The sequence below is a fragment of the Cryobacterium sp. LW097 genome, assembly GCF_002205495.2.
Taxonomy (GTDB): Bacteria; Actinomycetota; Actinomycetes; order Actinomycetales; family Microbacteriaceae; genus Cryobacterium; species Cryobacterium zongtaii.
In genome coordinates, this window is record NZ_CP021992.1 from 1,714,489 (window position 1) to 1,731,515 (window position 17,027).

The window sequence follows — 17,027 nt, forward strand, 5'->3', positions numbered from 1 at the left end:
TGCGTGCACGACCATGGACCATGGCAACAAGGATGCGCGGCCCCCACCCTGGCGAAACCGTCAGGATGGTGCGCACCGCCGCCGCATCGTGATCCAGCGCCGAAGCGCCCTGCACCTGCTCTGGGCGATGCCCCTGGTTTTCGTGGTCAGCCTGCCCGCGCTCGCTATCGCCAGACTCAGCTGGTGCCCATGGGGCGGGTGCAGCAGCTGGCAGGGACCGTACCCCGCAGACACCGGCACGGCGATCACCGCCTGCATCGCTGCCGCCGTGGCCATGACCCTGGCTCTCGCACTTATCCCGTGGCTCAGGCCGCGTACCATCAGGATCGCCTTGGCTCTGCTGACCGGTGCCTGCTGGGGCCTCGTCATCGCGCTCATCGCCCACGAGCTGTAGACAGGGCCACGAGGACAGGCCTGCCCCTCCGGGAGTCATCTCCGCGGCTCTAGGCTGAGGGGATGCCGTCGACACCCAGCCTCCCGCAACCGGACGTCACCCAACGCCCGGCCCCGATGCTGCCCGACCCGGTGTTCTCCCGTCGGCTCCCGCACTGGATCGACCCGGCCGCGGCCTTCGATCTATTGCACCGCGAGGCCAGCCATGCCGTCTGGCTGGACGCCGGAACCGGCGCGACGGCAGGTGTGAGCTATCTGGCGGCCGCCCACGACGGCTCTCGTTTCGTCACCGCCTCGGCCCGGACCGGAACGGTAACGTGTTCCCGGCCGCTCGACGCCGCCACTGAGGCCCGTACGACGGCTGGCACCATCTTCGACTTCCTGCGTGCCGACCTGAACACAGTGCGCGCGACGTCGGCGGACGGGACCTCTCCGGACGAGGTCGGTTTCCGGCTCGGCTGGATGGGCTGGTTCGGCTACGGTCTGGCGGCGACCGCCGCCGGTCTCCGGGCGGGGGAGCAGGCCGGCGATGCTCCCGATGCCGCGCTGCTCTACGTCGACCGTGTCATCGCCTTCGACCACGCCGCCCGCACGGTCACCCTGCTCGCGAGCAGCGGACCCGACCTCTCCCCTGCCGCCATCGAGGAGTGGGCACTGCACATCTCTCGGGACCTCAGCTCTCGGAACCTCAGCTCTCGGGACGTCAGCAGCCGGCTGCCCGACTCCGCTCCGCAGGACACGCCGGCGCGACCGCTGCTGCATCCGGCATCCGCCACGGCCGTCGACGTGCGTTGGCGGCACGACGCCGGCGAGTACGCGCGCCTGATCGAGGCCTGCCAGGATCGCATCGAAGCCGGCGACGCCTATCAGCTCTGCCTCACCAACGAGGTCACCATCGCCGGCAGCTTCGACCCCGTCACGGTGTACCGGCAGCTGCGCGCGGGCAGTCCGAGTCACCACGGCGGCCTACTCAGGTTCGGCTCGCATGCGCTGTTGAGTGCCTCTCCGGAGGAATTCCTCTCCGTGACACCACGGGGTCGGGTGCAAACGCGTCCCATCAAGGGCACCAGGCCTCGATCTCCCGATCCGGTCACCGACCGGATGCTCGCCACCGAACTGCTCGCCAGCGACAAGGAGCGCGCCGAGAACCTGATGATCGTCGACCTGATGCGCAACGACCTCGGCCGGGTGGCCGCCCTCGGTACGGTCGCGGTGACGTCGTTGCTGCAGGTCGAGAGCTACCCGCACGTGCACCAGTTGGTCAGCACCGTCGTCGCCCAGCTGGCGCCGGGGATGACCGCGGTCGACGCCATCGAAGCCACCTTCCCGGCCGGGTCGATGACCGGGGCGCCCAAGGCCAGCGCCATGAGCATCCTCGCCGCGCTCGAAGGTGGCGACCGTGGCATCTACGCGGGGGCCTTCGGCTACCTCGGCAACGACGGCGCCGTCGATCTGGCCATGGTCATCCGCAGCATCGTGCTCGGCCCGGCGGGCGCCTCGATCGGAACCGGGGGAGGCATCACGGCGCTCTCGGTGCCCGCCGAGGAGATCGAGGAGACCCGGATCAAGGCCAGGGCCCTGATCGGCGCGATCCTGGCGTCCGCCGCGGCGCCGGACCCGGCGGATGGTCAGGGTTTAGTAACCTAGGAGCTTGGGCGTCGCCAACGGGGTACAGACCCGCTGTGCAGAACGCCACCTCACCACAATGAATGAGAGTCACGTGGCACACGAGCACGACACCATGTCCAACGGCCCCGAGGACGAAGACGGTTACGACTTCGCCGCCATCCAGGCGAAGTGGGCGCCGATCTGGGACGAGCTGGAGCCGTTCCGCACCAGCGACCCCGACGACACCCGGCCGCGCAAGTACGTGCTGGACATGTTCCCGTACCCGTCCGGCGACCTGCACATGGGCCACGCCGAGGTGTACGCGCTCGGCGACATCGTCGCCCGCTACTGGCGCCAGCAGGGTTTCAACGTGCTGCACCCGATCGGCTGGGACTCCTTCGGCCTGCCCGCCGAGAACGCCGCCATCAAGCGCGGCATCGACCCGCGCGGCTGGACCTACGACAACATCGCGCAGCAGAAGAAGAGCATGAAGCTCTACGCGGCATCCTTCGACTGGTCCCGCGAGCTGCACACCAGCGACCCCGAGTACTACAAGTGGAACCAGTGGCTGTTCCTGCAGCTGTACAAGAAGGGCCTGGCCTACCGCAAGGACAGCTGGGTCAACTGGGACCCGATCGACCAGACCGTGCTCGCCAACGAGCAGGTGCTCGCCGACGGCACCAGCGAACGCAGCGGCGCCGTCGTGGTGAAGAAGAAGCTCACCCAGTGGTACTTCAAGATCACCGACTACGCCGACCGCTTGCTCGATGACCTCAACCAGCTCGAGGGCACCTGGCCGGCCAAGGTCCTGAACATGCAGCGCAACTGGATCGGCCGCTCCATCGGCGCCGACGTCGACTTCACCATCGAAGGTCGCGCAGAGCCGGTCAGCGTCTTCACGACCCGCCCGGACACCCTCTTCGGTGCCACGTTCATGGTCGTCGCCCCCGACGCCGACCTGGCTGCCGACCTCGTCGCCGATGCCTCACCCGAGGTGCGCGAGCGCTTCGCGGCGTACCTGGTGCAGGTGCAGAACAGCACCGAGATCGAACGCCAGGCCACCGACCGGGAGAAGACCGGCGTCTTCCTCGAACGGTACGCGATCAACCCCGCCAACGGTGAGCGCCTGCCGATCTGGGCCGCGGACTACGTGCTGGCCGACTACGGTCACGGCGCCGTGATGTCGGTTCCGGCCCACGACCAGCGCGACCTCGACTTCGCCCTGCGGTTCGACCTTCCGGTACGCGTCGTCGTCGACACCACGGCGCCGGTCACCGGTGTCATCCCGGTGATCACCCCGGGGATGCTGGACGGCTCCGAAGAACTGCCGTCCCTCGACTCCGACGCCCTCGACCCCGCCCAGACCGGCGTCGCGCTCACCGGCGACGGCCGCCTGGTCAACTCCGGGGCCCTCAACGGCCTCACCAAGGCCAACGCCATCAAGCGGATGATCGACAAGCTCGTCGCCGACGGCACCGGGCGGGCGGCCAAGAACTACCGCCTGCGCGACTGGCTGATCTCCCGTCAGCGCTACTGGGGAACCCCCATCCCGATCATTCACGGCGAAGACGGCACCGAGATCCCGGTTCCTGAGGACCAGCTGCCGGTGTTGCTGCCGCCGACTGACGGCCTCGACCTCAAGCCCAAGGGCACCTCCCCGCTCGGCGGTGCCGCGGACTGGGTGAACGTCGTCAACCCCATCGACGGCACCCCGGCCAAGCGCGACGCCGACACCATGGACACCTTCGTGGACAGCTCCTGGTACTTCCTGCGCTTCCTCAACCCCACCGACGACACCAAGGCGTTCGACCCGAAGGAAGCCGACAAGTGGGCCCCCGTCGACCAGTACGTCGGAGGTGTCGAGCACGCCATCCTGCATCTGCTCTACGCCCGCTTCATCACCAAGGTGCTCTTCGACCTCGGCTACGTCACCTTCACCGAACCGTTCACGGCTCTGCTGAACCAGGGCATGGTCATCCTCGACGGTGCCAAGATGTCCAAGAGCAAGGGCAACCTGGTCTACTTCACCGAGGAGGTCGACAAGTACGGCGTCGACGCCGTCCGGTTGACCATGGCGTTCGCCGGCCCGCCCGAAGACGACATCGACTGGGCCGACGTGTCCCCGGTCGGTTCGGCGAAGTTCCTGGCCCGTGCCTGGCGCGTCGCGCGCGACGTCACCAGCGCCCCGGATGTGGAGTGGAAGACCGGGGACGTTGCCCTGCGCCGCGTCACCCACCGGTTCCTGGCCGACGCCCCTTCGCTGATTGAGTCGTTCAAATTCAACGTCGTCGTGGCGCGAATGATGGAGCTCGTCAACGCGACCCGCAAGGTGATCGATACCGGTGCCGGACCGGCCGATGCCGCCGTGCGCGAAGCCGCCGAGGTCACCGCGATGGCGTTGAACCTGTTCTCCCCGTACACGGCCGAAGACATGTGGGAGCGGCTCGGCTACGAACCGTGCGTCGCGCTAGCCCTGTGGCGGAAGCCCGACCGCAGCCTCCTGGTCGCCGAGTCGGTGACCGCGGTGGTGCAGGTCGACGGCAAGGTGCGCGACCGCCTCGAGGTTTCCCCGAAGATCAGCAGCGACGATCTCGAGGCCCTCGCCCGTGCGTCGGCAGCCGCGATCCGTTCGATCGGCGACCGCGAGATCATCAAGGTGATCGTGCGGGCGCCCCGGATGGTGAGCATCGTCACCAAGCCCGCCGCTTAGGCCGCACGCCCCGCCTCCACAGTCGGGCCCGGCTCCGCCCCGCGAACAGGTTCCCCTGAGGGGCCGGTGCGCGGGGCGGAGCGCTGTAACCACCACTAACGTGGACCGGCTCTAAGACCCCGGCGCCCCGCGGGGGGTTCCTCCACAGGCTGGCCGGTAGTCGCCCCGACACAGATCCCCTCACGGAAGCGGTGCGAGTGGCGGCGCTGTTTAGCCTGTCCGCATGGATTTTGACCCGTTCGCCAGTTTGACGCCGTCATCTCGCACGCGCTCTGGGGAGCCAGGGGCCCTGTCGGCCGGCCCCGGTCGCACCCGCATACGCGTCGGGGTGGGCGCGGCCATCGTCCTGTTGCTCGCGGCGCTGGGCATCAGCGTGACCGTGACCGCCATCGGGCAGGTCAGCCACAGCGTTGCGGTGCCGGCGAATCCGGGCGCGGACCCGCTGGTGGACGACGCGAGTGCGAGCCAGACAGCGGATCCACCCACCGGCGCGACCCCGGAAGCGCAGGCCGACCCGCGCGGCACCGGTGCGCCGACCGGCGAAGCGGAAGCACCCGGAGTGTTTGTGCACGTGCTGGGTGCCGTCGCGCATCCCGGCCTGTTCGAAGTGCACGAGGGTGCCAGGGTCATCGACGTGGTCGCCGCCGCTGGCGGTCTGCTCCCCACCGCAGACGAGGCCGGCCTCAATCTGGCCAGACTCGTCGCCGACGGCGAGCAGCTCTACGTTCCGGCGCACGGCGAGGTCGTGCCCGGTCCGCCTGCCGGGGCGCAGGCCGGAGGCGCCGGGACGCCCGGCGGCGCACCCGGCGCCGCGAACGGGGGTGCAGCGGCGAAGGTCAACCTCAACACGGCCACGTTGGAGGACCTCGACACGCTGCCTCGGATCGGCCCGGTGATGGCCCAGCGCATCCTCGACTACCGCGCGGCGGAGGGCAGATTCGCGAGCATCGACGATCTGCGCAACGTGACCGGGATCGGCGAGAAGACCTTCGCCGCGCTCACGGACCTGATCACCGTATGAACCAGGACGGCATGACCCGAAGCCGGAACAGTGTGGACCTGCGGCTGGTGCTGCCGGCCGCGGCATGTTGGTTGTCGGCCGGGCTGCTGGTGGCGACGACGACGGATGCAGCCCTCGTGGCCGGCCTGGCTGCGGCCGCCGCCGTCCTGCTGACCGTCGGTGCACTCGTGACCGGGTCGCGAGCACGTGGCGCGGGCTTCCTGGTGCAGCGCGTCCGCCCGGTACTGGCCACCGTGGCCGTGTGCTGCGCTGCGGCCGCATTGGCCGGGCTGTCCGTCGCGGTGCAGGCGCCGGTGCGGTTGCCCGAATCCGTTCGCGCTGTCGCAGCCGAACACGGCGAGGCCTCCGTGGTTCTCACGGTCTGGTCGGCGCCGGCGCAGAGCAGTCGGTCGGCCATCGGGAGTGGGGCGCAGATGCGGTTCCGGGCCACGCTCACCACCATCGGCGAGCCACCCGGTCAGGCGAGCACGGGGGAGGCTTCCCCAGCCGGGACCGGCCTCTCGGTGCCCGTCGTCGTATTCGCCCCGGCATCCGCTGAGACCCCCGCCATCGGCGAGGGGATCCGGATGACGGGCACTCTCGGCGCAACGGAGCCGGGTGACGCGGCCGCCGTCCTGATCTTCGGGCGAGCCCCACCGGAACCGGTTCACCCCGCGCCGTGGTGGCTGGCCTGGGCGAACGCCGTTCGCGAGGGGTTCGCGAGAGCGTCCGCCGAGCTGCCCGGTGATGGAGCAGGCCTGCTGCCCGGGTTGGCGATCGGCGACACCACGGCGGTGGATGACAGCCTCGACCAGGACATGAAGACGAGCTCGCTCAGCCACCTCACCGCGGTGTCCGGAGCCAATTGCGCCATTGTGCTCGCCATCGTCCTGGTGGCAGCAGCCGCGCTGGGCCTCGGCCGGGGGTGGCGGCTGGTCTGCGGGCTGGTCGTGCTGGCCGGCTTCGTGGTGCTCGTCACTCCGGAACCGAGCGTGGTGAGGGCCGCGACCATGGCGACCATCGTTCTGCTCTCAGGTTCGCTCGGTCGGCCAGGGCGGGGGCTCCCTGCCCTGGCCATGGCCTCGCTGTGTCTGCTGATCTTCGATCCCTGGCTGGCCCGCAATTACGGCTTCGCGCTGTCGGTGCTGGCCACCCTCGGGCTGCTGGTGCTGGCGGGGCCGCTCAGCCGTCGGCTCAGACGCTGGCTTCCCACACCCGTCGCCGCGGTACTCTCGATCCCGATCGCCGCTCAGCTGGCCTGCCAGCCGGTGCTGGTCATGCTCAGTCCGACGCTCCCGGTGTACGGGGTGCCGGCGAACCTGCTCGCAGCCCCCGCCGCGCCGGTGGCCACCGTTGCCGGCCTGGTCGCCTGTCTGCTCCTGCCGTGGGCACCCGTTCTCGCGACCCCGCTGGTGTGGCTGGCCTGGCTGCCGGCCACCTGGATCGCCGCTGTCGCGACCACGACCGCCGGTATGCCTGCCAACAGCCTGCCCTGGCCGGGTGGACCGTTCGGAGTGGTCCTCATCGTGGCCTGTACCGTCGCCGTGCTGACTGTGCTTGCCGCCCGAGGCTCCGGCCGGGTGACAGTGCTGGTGCGGACCGTGAGCGGGACCTTGGTCTGCGTGGTCGCCGGGTGGGCGATCGGAGGCGCGGTCGGCTACGAGCTGGGCCGGGCCGCAGTCTTCCCCACGGCCTGGCAGATCGCCGCCTGCGACATCGGCCAGGGCGATGCCGTGCTCGTGCGTGACGGTGCGTCGGTCGCGCTCGTCGACGTGGGCCCGGACCCGGCGCTGCTGGCCGACTGCCTGGACACCCTCGGCATCGACAGGGTCGATCTTCTGGTCCTCACCCACTACGACCTGGACCACATCGGCGGTCTGGCCGCGGTGATCGGCCGGGTGGACACCGCACTGGTGGGCCGGCCGGAGACCAGCCAGGATGCGGCGCTGCTCGACCGGCTCGCTGCAGGCGGGGCCGACGTGCGCGAAACCGCCCGCGGCGACACCGGCGCCCTCGGCGCACTGACCTGGGAGATCCTGTGGCCGATCCGCGGCTCGACCCTCATGCAGACCGGGAACCCCGGTAGCGTCAGCATGGCGTTCGACGGCGGCGGCATCCGGTCGCTTTTCCTCGGCGACCTCGACGAAGAGGCACAAAAGGGGCTGATGGCCGCCGGTCAGATCGGTGCCGTCGACGTGGTCAAGGTCGCCCATCACGGTTCTCGCGACCAGAGTGCCGCCCTCTACGCCGAGATCGAGGCGAGCATCGGAGTCGTATCGGTCGGTGCGGACAACGGCTACGGACACCCCACCAGGTCGGTGCTCGACATCCTCGGCGCGGCGGGAACCACCGTGCTGCGCACCGACCGGGACGGGATGGTGGTGGTCGCGCCCGGCACCGGTGCCCCGACGGCCCGCCGGGGACTCGTGGTCTGGACGGAGAAGGTCACAGGTGCCGGTTAGGCTGGGTTGGTAGCGAAGGGAGCCGCGTGGCCGCACGAACAACCGCACAGGCACGAACCGGCAAACCGGCCGCCAAGGCCGGCGCGGCGAAGATCCCGCAGCTCGCCTGGCATCAGGTGCGCCCGGCGCCCGTCGTGCTCGTCTCTGGTACCGAGACCTTCCTCGCCGAACGCGCCATCCGGTCGCTGCGGGACTTCCTCAAGCTGGAGGACCCCAGCCTCGAGGTCAGCGACATCCAGGCCGACAGCTACGCGCCCGGTGAGCTGCTCACCCTGGCCAGCCCCTCGCTGTTCGGCGAGCCGCGGCTGATCCGCGTGAGCAACGTCGAGAAGTGCAGCGACACCTTCCTCACCGAGGCCATCGATTACCTGCAGAACCCCGCAGACGACACCTACGTCGTGCTGCGCCACGGCGGCGGCGTGCGCGGCAAGAAGCTCCTGGACACCATCCGCAGCGGCGTGGGCGGCGCCGTGGAAGTGGTCTGCGCCGAGCTCAAGAAGGATTCGGACAAGCACGACTTCGCCACCGCCGAATTCCGCTCGGCGGGCAAAAGAGTCACCCCGAGCGCATTGCGGTCGCTGGTGGCCGCGTTCTCCGACGACCTGGCCGAGCTCTCCGCCGCCTGCCAGCAGCTCATCGCCGACACCGGAGCCGAGGTCACCGAGACCACGGTGGACCGCTATTACGGCGGCCGCGTCGAGACCAACGCGTTCAAGGTCGCCGATTCCGCCATCGCCGGGCGTCTCGGCGAGGCACTCGTCACCCTGCGGCACGCGCTGTCGTCAGGAGCCGACCCGGTCCCGATCGTCGCCGCGTTCGCCAGCAAGATCCGCACCATGGCGAAGCTGTTCGGCGTGCGCGGCGGGTCCGCCCAGCTGGCGGCCACCTACAGCCTGGCCCCCTGGCAGGTGGAGCGCGCCCAACGCGATCTGCGCGGCTGGAGCGATGACGGTCTGGCCCGGTGCATCGTGATGCTCGCCGAGACCGACGCGGCCGTGAAGGGCGCCGGCAGAGACCCGATCTTCGCGCTCGAGCGGCTCGTCACGGTCATCGCCAAACGCGGCGAATGAGGGCGGCCGGTCACGGACCGGGCGGCCGAGGCCGACTCAGGGCTGGCCGGACACCGTGACCGACGAGCGGTTCAGGTAGATCCACACCCCGTCGGTGAACTCGGGGTCGCCGCAGATATCCCCGCTCACCTTCACCGGCAAAATGGTTGAGGAGCCGGCCAGATCGGCCCGCGATGCCGTCGCGGCGAACGACGCCGGCAGGGACGGGCAGTATTCCAGCTGGACCCTGCCATACAGGTCGGTGAACTGCACCATGATCCGCTGGGTGGGCATCGGCAACAGTACCGTGAGCACCACCGCGAGAGCGGCCAGCGCGAGGCCGACGACGCCGAACACCGACCCGAGGATGGTCAGCCCCCGCCGAGGGGCTGCCGTGTGTGCTGCCGGGTGCGCTGCAGGCTGAGCTGCCGGCTGCGCGGCAGCTTCGGTGGCCGGCGGCGTTGCGGCGGGCGCAGTGATGGACGGTGCGGTGATGGACAGTGCGGCGGTGGACGGTGCCGTGTTGGGGGGCGCGGTGGGCAGCGAGGCCGCGAACAGGACACAGGCCCCGGTCAACACGAGGATGAAACCGAGCAGCCCCGCGAACACCCAGGGGTTCAGGCCCTCGTATGCGGTGACTGCGGGGGCCGACCAGAGGCCGACGGCGATGACGGCGGCTGCCACGGCGAACGCGCCGCCGAGGAACCGGGCCTGATGGCGCCAGGCGGACGGTTTCACCGGGCCGGTCTGCTCGCTTGTCACGACGCCACCATAGCGTCGGCCGGGCACCTCGGAAAGGGCCGGCCGGATCCGGCGGCAACACAGAAAACCCCCGCCCAGGAGGGCGGGGGTGTGTCTGTACTTCTGAACTGCTGAAGAGCGGTGCTGCTTAGAGCGCGTTGACAGCCTTGGCGATAGCGGACTTCTTGTTCGCTGCCTGGTTCTGGTGGATGACGCCCTTGCTGACGGCCTTGTCGAGCTTCTTGGAAGCAACGGCGAGGCTGGCGACAGCCTTGTCCTTGTCACCAGCGGTGACGGCGAGGCGCGTGGCCCGGATGGCGGTCTTGAACTCGCTCTTGACCGCCTTGTTGCGCTCCTGCGACTTCTTGTTCGTGAGGATCCGCTTGATCTGCGACTTGATGTTTGCCACGTTTTATACGCTTTCGTTAGGTTCTTGTTCGGATGGGCCGCCCGGCGATAGAGGGCACCGTGCGGCGAAAATCGTGTGGGGTGGGACCCAACACGCAAGCCAACAGGCAACGATACCAGTTATCTGCCCGGCTGGCTGACCGAATCGGGGGAGCTCTGATCGAGATCGGCCTCGATCTCAGTGATGATGCGCCTGAGCACAGTATCAAACCGGTGCGGCCGATGCAGGCTGACCAGGTGGCCGGCCCCGGGAACCGTCACGAGGGTGCCTCGCTGCGCCGCCGCGAGGAACCGTCGTTGGTGCAGGCGGAAGTGATCGTACGCGCCGTTGACCAGCCAGACCGGTCCGGGAAACGCCCTGAGATCGGCTAGCGGCGACAACCGCCCCGTCGCCGCGAGGCCCGCGTCCATGACGTCCAGGCCTACGCCGCCGGCGAGCACATCCCGCACCCCGGCCGGCGGGAGCATCCGCCGGACCAGGAAGGTGTGCAGCCAGAGACCGCGGTCCGGGAACCTGTGGATGATCCGGGCGAGCCAGCGATAGGCGGCCAGTCCCGGCCCGCCCGGTTCGAACGACGACCCGGCGGCCACCAGGCCGAGCACCCGGTCCGGATTCCTGGCCGCGTAGGCGATGGCGTAGTAGCCGCCGAGCGACAGTCCGACGAGCAGCACCGGCCCCTCGACGGCGTCCACCGCCCCATCGATGGCACCGAGCGCACCGTCGAGGGTGAACGGCTCGCCCAGGCGCGAGCCGTGGCCGGGCAGGTCCACGGCGACAACCGGATGTCCCGCCGCCGCCAGCCACTCCAGCTGGTGCCGCCACATGCTGGCCGAGGTGCGGATCCCGTGCACGAGCACGACGGGGACCCGGTAACCGGCGGTGGGCATCAGGCGCCCCGCAGGGTGCCCGACGCGCGGGCGCTGGCGACGGCGGAGGTCCGCGACCCGACGCCGAGCTTGCCGAAGATGTGCACAAGGTGCGACTTCACCGTCGCCTCGCTGAGGAACAGGTCCTGACCGATCTGCCGGTTGGAGCGGCCGGCCGCCACGAGGGCAAGCACCTCGACCTCGCGGGGGGAGAGCCGGCCCTCCGGAACGAGCGACCGATCGGCCAGCCGGGTCACGATGGCCGGAGCGAGTGCGCTCTGTCCCGCCGCCGCGGCCCGCACGGCGGCGACGAGTTCGGCGGGCGGCGCGTCCTTGAGCAGGTACCCGCTGGCGCCGGCCTCGATGGCACCGAGGATGTCGGCATCCGTGTCGTAATTGGTGAGGATCAGCACGTGCGGGGCGCCGGGTCGGGACCGGACCAACCGGGTGGCCTCCGCGCCCTGCATGGGGGTGCCCGGTGGGTCGGTATTGGGCAGCGCACCACCGAACTGCAGGTCCATCAGCACCACGTCGACCCGGCCGGAGGCGGCCAGGGCCACGGCTTCCTCCGCCGTGCCGGCCTCCAGCTCGACCTCAAGGTCCGGCTCGGCGCCGAGCATGGCGCGCAGTCCCGCCCGCACCACGGGGTGGTCGTCCGCGAGCAGCACCCGGATCATGCCAGCGCCTGACGAATCGGGAATCGCACCGCGACCGCGGTGCCCAGGCCCGGTGCGGACTCCAGGACGAAGGAGCCGCCGAGCGCTTCGACACGTTGCCGGATGGCGACCAGGCCGAACGAGTCCGGACTCTGAGCCGTGGCGTCCGTGAGGGTGAAACCGCGCCCGTCGTCGACGACGTCGAGGGCCACCTCATCGGTCATGTAGCTCAGGGTGACCTCCGCGCGGTTGGCGCCGGCGTGTTGGGCGACGTTGGCGAGCGAGCCCTGCGCGATCCGCAGCAGGGTCGTCTCCAGCGACATCGGCAGCGCGATCGGGTCACCCGTCACATGCAGGCTGACCCTGGTGGCATGGTCGCCGACCGGTGCGGTGCGCTCTGCCGACGAGGCGAGCCTGGCGAGTGCGCCCGGCAGGGTCTGGCTGTCCAGGGCCGGCGGGGTGAGCTCCCGGATGAACCGGCGGGTCTCCTGCAGATTGGCTGCCGCGGTATCCCTGGCCAGGCGCAGGTGCTCCAGGGCCGCCGGATCGGATACCCGGCCCTCGACGGCGTGCAACAGCATCTGGATGCTCGACAGCCCCTGCGCCACGGTGTCGTGGATCTCCCTGGCCAGGCGTTCCCTCTCGGCGAGGGTGCCCGCGTCACGCGCGGTGGCCGCCAGCTCGGTGCGGGTGGTGAGCAGATCTTCGATCAGGTTCTGCCGTTCGGCGGCCTCGCGCAGCAGTGCCCGGTAGCCCAGGCCCACCGCCACCGCCACGCCCGCGCCCACCAGCGGGCCGAGGGTGGCGCCCAGGCTCAGGCCCACGTGGAAGCTCATCGCCCAGATCGTCAACAGCACGCTGAGCAGGACCAGGGGGATGCCGGCCCTGAGGGGCAGCACGTGCAGCTGCAGGAAGAACAGCGGGAAAACGATGAAGGCGGCATCCGGTGCCAGCAGGGTCAGTGCGAGCCACTCCACCAGCAGCACGGCCATCCAGACCGGCACGACCCATCGCCACGGCCGCCGCCGGGCCAGCTCGCTGCCGCCGACGTAGCTGGCCAGGAAGAGCAGCGACAGGCTCACCACGGCGACGGGGTTCGGCACCGCCCCCAACAGGGTCCGCACGATGACCAGCCCGGTCAGCCCGATGATCAGAACGTGCAGGCCGATCCGCAGGCCGGAGAACACCGGGGTGAGCGCTGAGTGCGGAAGACCCTCGCCGATGCTGGCGGGCGGCATGGGATCCCGGCGGAGCGGGGAGGTGCGGAGTGCGAGGCTGGACATGGTGCGCCCAGCCTAATCAGGACCGCTGGTTCCGTCATCCGTCGAATGGATGACCGACTGCCACCCGGGCAGGTCACACCGATGCTGCGGGGCATGGGAGAATTGGGCCATCATGTCACCGAGAGCTCTCAAGGCGCTGGAACCGGCCGCCACCGCCCCCGCGTTCATCCGTAACTTCTGCATCATCGCGCACATCGACCACGGCAAGTCCACGCTGGCCGACCGGATGCTTCAGATCACCGGCGTCGTCGACGACCGTTCCATGCGTGCCCAGTACCTGGACCGGATGGACATCGAACGCGAACGCGGCATCACCATCAAGAGCCAGGCGGTGCGGATGCCGTGGGAGATGGACGGTCAGACCTACGCGCTGAACATGATCGACACCCCCGGCCACGTCGACTTCACCTACGAGGTCTCCCGCAGCCTGGCGGCCTGCGAGGGCGCCATCCTGCTCGTCGACGCCGCCCAGGGCATCGAAGCCCAGACCCTGGCCAACCTCTACCTGGCGCTCGAGAACGACCTCACCATCATCCCGGTGCTCAACAAGATCGACCTGCCTGCCGCCGACCCCGACAAGTACGCCAAGGAGCTCGCCAGCCTCATCGGCGGCAGCCCCGACGACGTGCTTCGGGTCTCCGGCAAGACCGGCGTCGGCGTGTCCGAACTGCTCGACCGGGCCACCTCGCTGATCCCCGCCCCCGTCGGCGACGCGAACGCGCCGGCCCGCGCCATGATCTTCGACTCCGTCTACGACAGCTATCGCGGCGTCGTCACCTACGTGCGAATGATCGACGGGCACCTCAGCCCGCGCGAGAAGATCCAGATGATGTCGACCCGCGCCACCCACGACATCCTCGAGATCGGCGTCACCAGCCCGGAACCCACCCCCAGCAAGGGCCTGGGCGTCGGAGAGGTCGGCTACCTGATCACCGGCGTGAAGGACGTGCGCCAGTCCAAGGTCGGCGACACCGTCACCACCGCGATGAAGCCCGCCACCGAGGCGCTGCCCGGCTACACCGAACCCAAGCCGATGGTGTTCTCCGGCCTGTACCCGATCGACGGCAGCGACTACCCGGCGCTGCGCGAAGCGCTCGACAAGCTCAAGCTCTCGGATGCGTCGCTGGTCTACGAGCCCGAAACCTCCGTCGCCCTCGGCTTCGGCTTCCGGTGTGGCTTCCTCGGCCTGCTGCACCTGGAGATCATCACCGAGCGCATCGACCGGGAGTTCAACCTCGACCTGATCACCACCGCGCCCAGCGTGATCTACGAGGTCACCACCGACGACAAGAAGACCGTCACGGTCACCAACCCGAGCGAGTTCCCCAACGGCAAGATCGCTGTCGTCGAGGAACCCATCGTCAAGGCAGCGATCCTCGCGCCCAAGGACTACGTCGGCGTGATCATGGAACTCTGCCAGGGTCGCCGCGGCACCCTGCTCGGCATGGAGTACCTCGGTGAGGACCGGGTCGAGATCCGGTACACGATGCCGTTGGGCGAGATCGTGTTCGACTTCTTCGACCAGCTCAAGAGCAAGACCGCCGGCTACGCGTCCCTCGACTACGAGCCCATCGGCTCGCAGGAGGCCGATCTGGTCAAGGTCGACATCCTGCTGCAGGGCGAACAGGTCGACGCGTTCAGCGCCATCGTTCACCGCGACAAGGCCTACGACTACGGCGTGCTGATGACCGGACGGCTCCGGAAGCTCATCCCGCGCCAGCAGTTCGACGTGCCCATCCAGGCCGCCATCGGTGCCCGCATCATCGCCCGCGAATCGATCAGCGCCATCCGCAAGGACGTCCTCGCCAAGTGTTACGGCGGCGACATCTCCCGCAAGCGCAAGCTGCTGGAGAAGCAGAAGGAAGGCAAGAAGCGCATGAAGATGGTCGGCAGGGTCGAGGTTCCGCAGGAGGCTTTCATCGCCGCGCTCTCCGGCGACGAGCCGGCCAAGAAGGAAAAGAAGTAACGATCATGCGCCGCTCGACCTTCACCGACGCCGCCGTGACCTACGCCGCCATCGGCGGCACCCTGGCCCCCGACCTGATGCGCTACCCGCCCAAGGGCCACCGCCCGCTGGAGCGTACGGTGCGCCTGGGCAGCGGCGAGGAACGGTTCCGGGTGGCCACGACGGCGTTGATGACCTGGGGCATCCAGCGCGGCAGCGGCATCGACGTCACCGACCTCGACGCCGGCACCGGCGTGCAGTACACCGGCATCGTCTTCACCGAGAACGGCACCCCGGCGCCCAACCAGGAACACCCGGTGAACGAGGCCACCTTCGCCGAGGACGGCACCGCGTTCATCAGCAACGGGATGACCGCCAAGCTGGCCATCCCCACCGGCCCGTTCACCGTCGCCGCACCGGTGCGCGTCGTCTACGTCATCGACGAGGCCGACAAGATCGGCTTCGCCTACGGAACCATGCGCGGCCACCCGCAGACCGGCGAGGAATGCTTCATCGTCGACCGTCGCGCTGACGACTCCGTCTGGCTCACCATCCGCTCCTTCTCGCGTCCCAGCACCTGGTACTACACGCTGGCCTGGCCCATCCTGCGCGTCCAGCAGGAGCGCTACACCCGCAAGTACCTGCTCGCCCTGCACCCCGTCGGACGAGGCTGACCGGATGGCTGGACCGCACCCGGTCGGCGACCCCGCACCACTGGATGGCCTCATCCCGGATTCGGCCGCGCTCGGCGCCTCGACCCGCGACTTCGGGGTCTACCTGCACGTACCGTTCTGCAAGGTGCGCTGTGGCTACTGCGACTTCAACACCTACACCGCCACGGAACTGCGCGGGGTGAAGCAGAGCGACTACGCCAGCCAGGCGGTCCTCGAGGTGGAGTCCGCCGCCCGCATCCTGGCCGAATCCGGTGTGCCGGCCCGGCCCGCCGCGACGGTCTTCTTCGGCGGCGGCACCCCCACGCTGCTGCCCGCAGACCATCTGGTGCGGATGCTGCATGCCGTGCGCGACACCTTCGGCATCGTGCCGGGCGCCGAGATCACCACCGAGGCCAACCCGGACTCCGTCGACCTGGCCTATCTCCGCCAGCTCAAGCAGGCCGGTTTCACCCGGGTGTCCTTCGGCATGCAGTCCGCGGTACCGCGGGTCCTGGCCACCCTCGAGAGAACGCATGATCCCGAACGGGTCCCGCTCGTGGTGGCCTGGGCGCGCGAGGCGGGCCTGGACGTGAGTCTCGACCTGATCTACGGCACACCGGGGGAGACCATCGAGGATTGGCGGGCCAGCCTGGACGCGGCCATCGGCCAGCAGCCCGACCACATCAGCGCCTATTCGCTCATCGTCGAGGACGGTACCAAGCTGGCCAGGCAGATCCGCCGGGGCGAGCTCGTCCAGCCCGACGAAGACCTGCAGGCCGACTTCTACGAACTCGCGGATGCGCGTCTGGCCGAGGCCGGTTACGGATGGTACGAGGTCAGCAACTGGTCCCGGGGAACCGAACACCGGTCCCGGCACAACCTGTCCTACTGGCGCAGCGCCGACTGGTGGGGCATCGGCCCCGGCGCGCACAGCCACGTGGGTGGGGTGCGTTGGTGGAACGTCAAGCATCCGGCGGCGTACGCCGACCGCATTCTGGCCGGCCACTCACCGGCCGCCGGACGGGAAACCCTGGACGAGGCCACCCGCGAAACCGAACGGGTGCTGCTGCTCACGCGCATCCGTGAGGGAATCCCGGTGGCGACGTTGTCGGCGCTCGGCCGCCGAGAGGTCGCCGGTCTGATCGCCGACGAGCTCATCGACGCTCGCGCGGCCATCGGCGGCAACATCGAACTGACCCTCACCGGTCGGCTGCTCGCCGACGCCGTGGTGCGCCGACTGCTTACCGACTAG

Annotated in this window: 14 protein-coding genes; 9 read left to right on the forward strand and 5 right to left on the reverse strand. The window is 69.5% G+C overall.

Annotation, left to right across the window (positions count from 1 at the left end; all coding sequences use genetic code 11):
• Positions 1 to 13 precede the first annotated feature (13 nt).
• The 6 genes from B7495_RS07890 to holA all read left to right on the forward strand — a co-directional run bounded on the left by B7495_RS07890 (position 14) and on the right by holA (position 9,243).
• On the forward strand, positions 14 to 394 hold the full coding sequence (locus B7495_RS07890; protein ID WP_134409415.1) for a hypothetical protein: 381 nt from the start codon (positions 14 to 16) through the stop codon (positions 392 to 394).
• A gap of 62 nt (positions 395 to 456) precedes the next feature.
• Positions 457 to 2,040: an anthranilate synthase component I family protein gene (locus B7495_RS07895; RefSeq protein ID WP_240632448.1), complete on the forward strand. Its 1,584-nt coding sequence runs from the start codon at positions 457 to 459 to the stop codon at positions 2,038 to 2,040.
• 94 nt (positions 2,041 to 2,134) lie between these two features.
• Entirely contained in the window at positions 2,135 to 4,711 is a 2,577-nt protein-coding gene (leuS, locus tag B7495_RS07900) for a leucine--tRNA ligase (RefSeq protein WP_088457983.1), read from the forward strand.
• Between the two features lie 223 nt (positions 4,712 to 4,934).
• Positions 4,935 to 5,732, forward strand: a complete 798-nt coding sequence (locus B7495_RS07905) for a helix-hairpin-helix domain-containing protein (protein WP_088456092.1) — start codon at positions 4,935 to 4,937, stop codon at positions 5,730 to 5,732.
• Between the two features lie 11 nt (positions 5,733 to 5,743).
• A complete protein-coding gene (locus B7495_RS07910; RefSeq protein WP_168195298.1) occupies positions 5,744 to 8,173 on the forward strand; it encodes a ComEC/Rec2 family competence protein in 2,430 nt (809 codons plus the stop codon).
• A gap of 26 nt (positions 8,174 to 8,199) precedes the next feature.
• A complete protein-coding gene (gene holA, locus B7495_RS07915; RefSeq protein ID WP_088456094.1) occupies positions 8,200 to 9,243 on the forward strand; it encodes a DNA polymerase III subunit delta in 1,044 nt (347 codons plus the stop codon).
• A gap of 36 nt (positions 9,244 to 9,279) precedes the next feature.
• Here the strand turns inward: holA and B7495_RS07920 are convergent, their stop codons facing one another.
• The 5 genes from B7495_RS07920 to B7495_RS07940 all read right to left on the reverse strand — a co-directional run bounded on the left by B7495_RS07920 (position 9,280) and on the right by B7495_RS07940 (position 13,177).
• Positions 9,280 to 9,984, reverse strand: coding sequence for a hypothetical protein (locus tag B7495_RS07920; protein ID WP_088456095.1), 705 nt, complete (start codon positions 9,982 to 9,984; stop codon positions 9,280 to 9,282).
• Positions 9,985 to 10,111: 127 nt separating this feature from the next.
• Complete coding sequence (gene rpsT / locus B7495_RS07925) at positions 10,112 to 10,372, reverse strand: 30S ribosomal protein S20 (RefSeq protein ID WP_088456096.1); 261 nt, start codon at positions 10,370 to 10,372, stop codon at positions 10,112 to 10,114.
• A gap of 119 nt (positions 10,373 to 10,491) precedes the next feature.
• The gene (locus B7495_RS07930; protein WP_088456097.1) at positions 10,492 to 11,259 is read right to left on the reverse strand and encodes an alpha/beta fold hydrolase; all 768 of its coding nucleotides are present in this window, start codon (positions 11,257 to 11,259) and stop codon (positions 10,492 to 10,494) included.
• Positions 11,259 to 11,915 (reverse strand): response regulator transcription factor, encoded by a 657-nt coding sequence (locus B7495_RS07935; protein ID WP_088456098.1) that lies wholly within the window; start codon positions 11,913 to 11,915, stop codon positions 11,259 to 11,261. The genes B7495_RS07930 and B7495_RS07935 overlap by 1 nt, the downstream gene beginning before the upstream one ends.
• Positions 11,912 to 13,177, reverse strand: a complete 1,266-nt coding sequence (locus tag B7495_RS07940) for a sensor histidine kinase (protein ID WP_240632449.1) — start codon at positions 13,175 to 13,177, stop codon at positions 11,912 to 11,914. Before B7495_RS07940 ends, B7495_RS07935 begins: the two co-directional genes overlap by 4 nt.
• Positions 13,178 to 13,289: 112 nt before the next feature.
• Between B7495_RS07940 and lepA the strand changes: the two genes are divergently transcribed.
• The 3 genes from lepA to hemW are packed head-to-tail and all read left to right on the forward strand — an operon-like array spanning position 13,290 to position 17,027.
• Positions 13,290 to 15,143 carry a translation elongation factor 4 gene (gene lepA / locus B7495_RS07945; protein ID WP_088456099.1) on the forward strand — a complete coding sequence of 618 codons (1,854 nt, stop codon included), beginning with the start codon at positions 13,290 to 13,292 and terminating at the stop codon, positions 15,141 to 15,143.
• 5 nt (positions 15,144 to 15,148) lie between these two features.
• Positions 15,149 to 15,796, forward strand: coding sequence for a DUF1990 family protein (locus B7495_RS07950; protein WP_088456100.1), 648 nt, complete (start codon positions 15,149 to 15,151; stop codon positions 15,794 to 15,796).
• A 4-nt stretch (positions 15,797 to 15,800) separates the two neighbouring features.
• Positions 15,801 to 17,027, forward strand: coding sequence for a radical SAM family heme chaperone HemW (gene hemW / locus B7495_RS07955; protein WP_088456101.1), 1,227 nt, complete (start codon positions 15,801 to 15,803; stop codon positions 17,025 to 17,027).

Excerpts from the sequence above, each read along its gene's own strand:
- B7495_RS07890 (WP_134409415.1), top strand. The coding sequence starts at position 14 with ATGGACCATGGCAACAAGGATGCGCGGCCCCCACCCTGGCGAAACCGT.
- B7495_RS07895 (WP_240632448.1), top strand. The coding sequence starts at position 457 with ATGCCGTCGACACCCAGCCTCCCGCAACCGGACGTCACCCAACGCCCG.
- leuS (WP_088457983.1), top strand. The coding sequence starts at position 2,135 with ATGTCCAACGGCCCCGAGGACGAAGACGGTTACGACTTCGCCGCCATC.
- B7495_RS07905 (WP_088456092.1), top strand. The coding sequence starts at position 4,935 with ATGGATTTTGACCCGTTCGCCAGTTTGACGCCGTCATCTCGCACGCGC.
- B7495_RS07910 (WP_168195298.1), top strand. The coding sequence starts at position 5,744 with ATGACCCGAAGCCGGAACAGTGTGGACCTGCGGCTGGTGCTGCCGGCC.
- B7495_RS07930 (WP_088456097.1), bottom strand. The coding sequence starts at position 11,259 with ATGCCCACCGCCGGTTACCGGGTCCCCGTCGTGCTCGTGCACGGGATC.
- B7495_RS07935 (WP_088456098.1), bottom strand. The coding sequence starts at position 11,915 with ATGATCCGGGTGCTGCTCGCGGACGACCACCCCGTGGTGCGGGCGGGA.
- B7495_RS07940 (WP_240632449.1), bottom strand. The coding sequence starts at position 13,177 with ATGTCCAGCCTCGCACTCCGCACCTCCCCGCTCCGCCGGGATCCCATG.
- lepA (WP_088456099.1), top strand. The coding sequence starts at position 13,290 with ATGTCACCGAGAGCTCTCAAGGCGCTGGAACCGGCCGCCACCGCCCCC.
- B7495_RS07950 (WP_088456100.1), top strand. The coding sequence starts at position 15,149 with ATGCGCCGCTCGACCTTCACCGACGCCGCCGTGACCTACGCCGCCATC.
- hemW (WP_088456101.1), top strand. The coding sequence starts at position 15,801 with ATGGCTGGACCGCACCCGGTCGGCGACCCCGCACCACTGGATGGCCTC.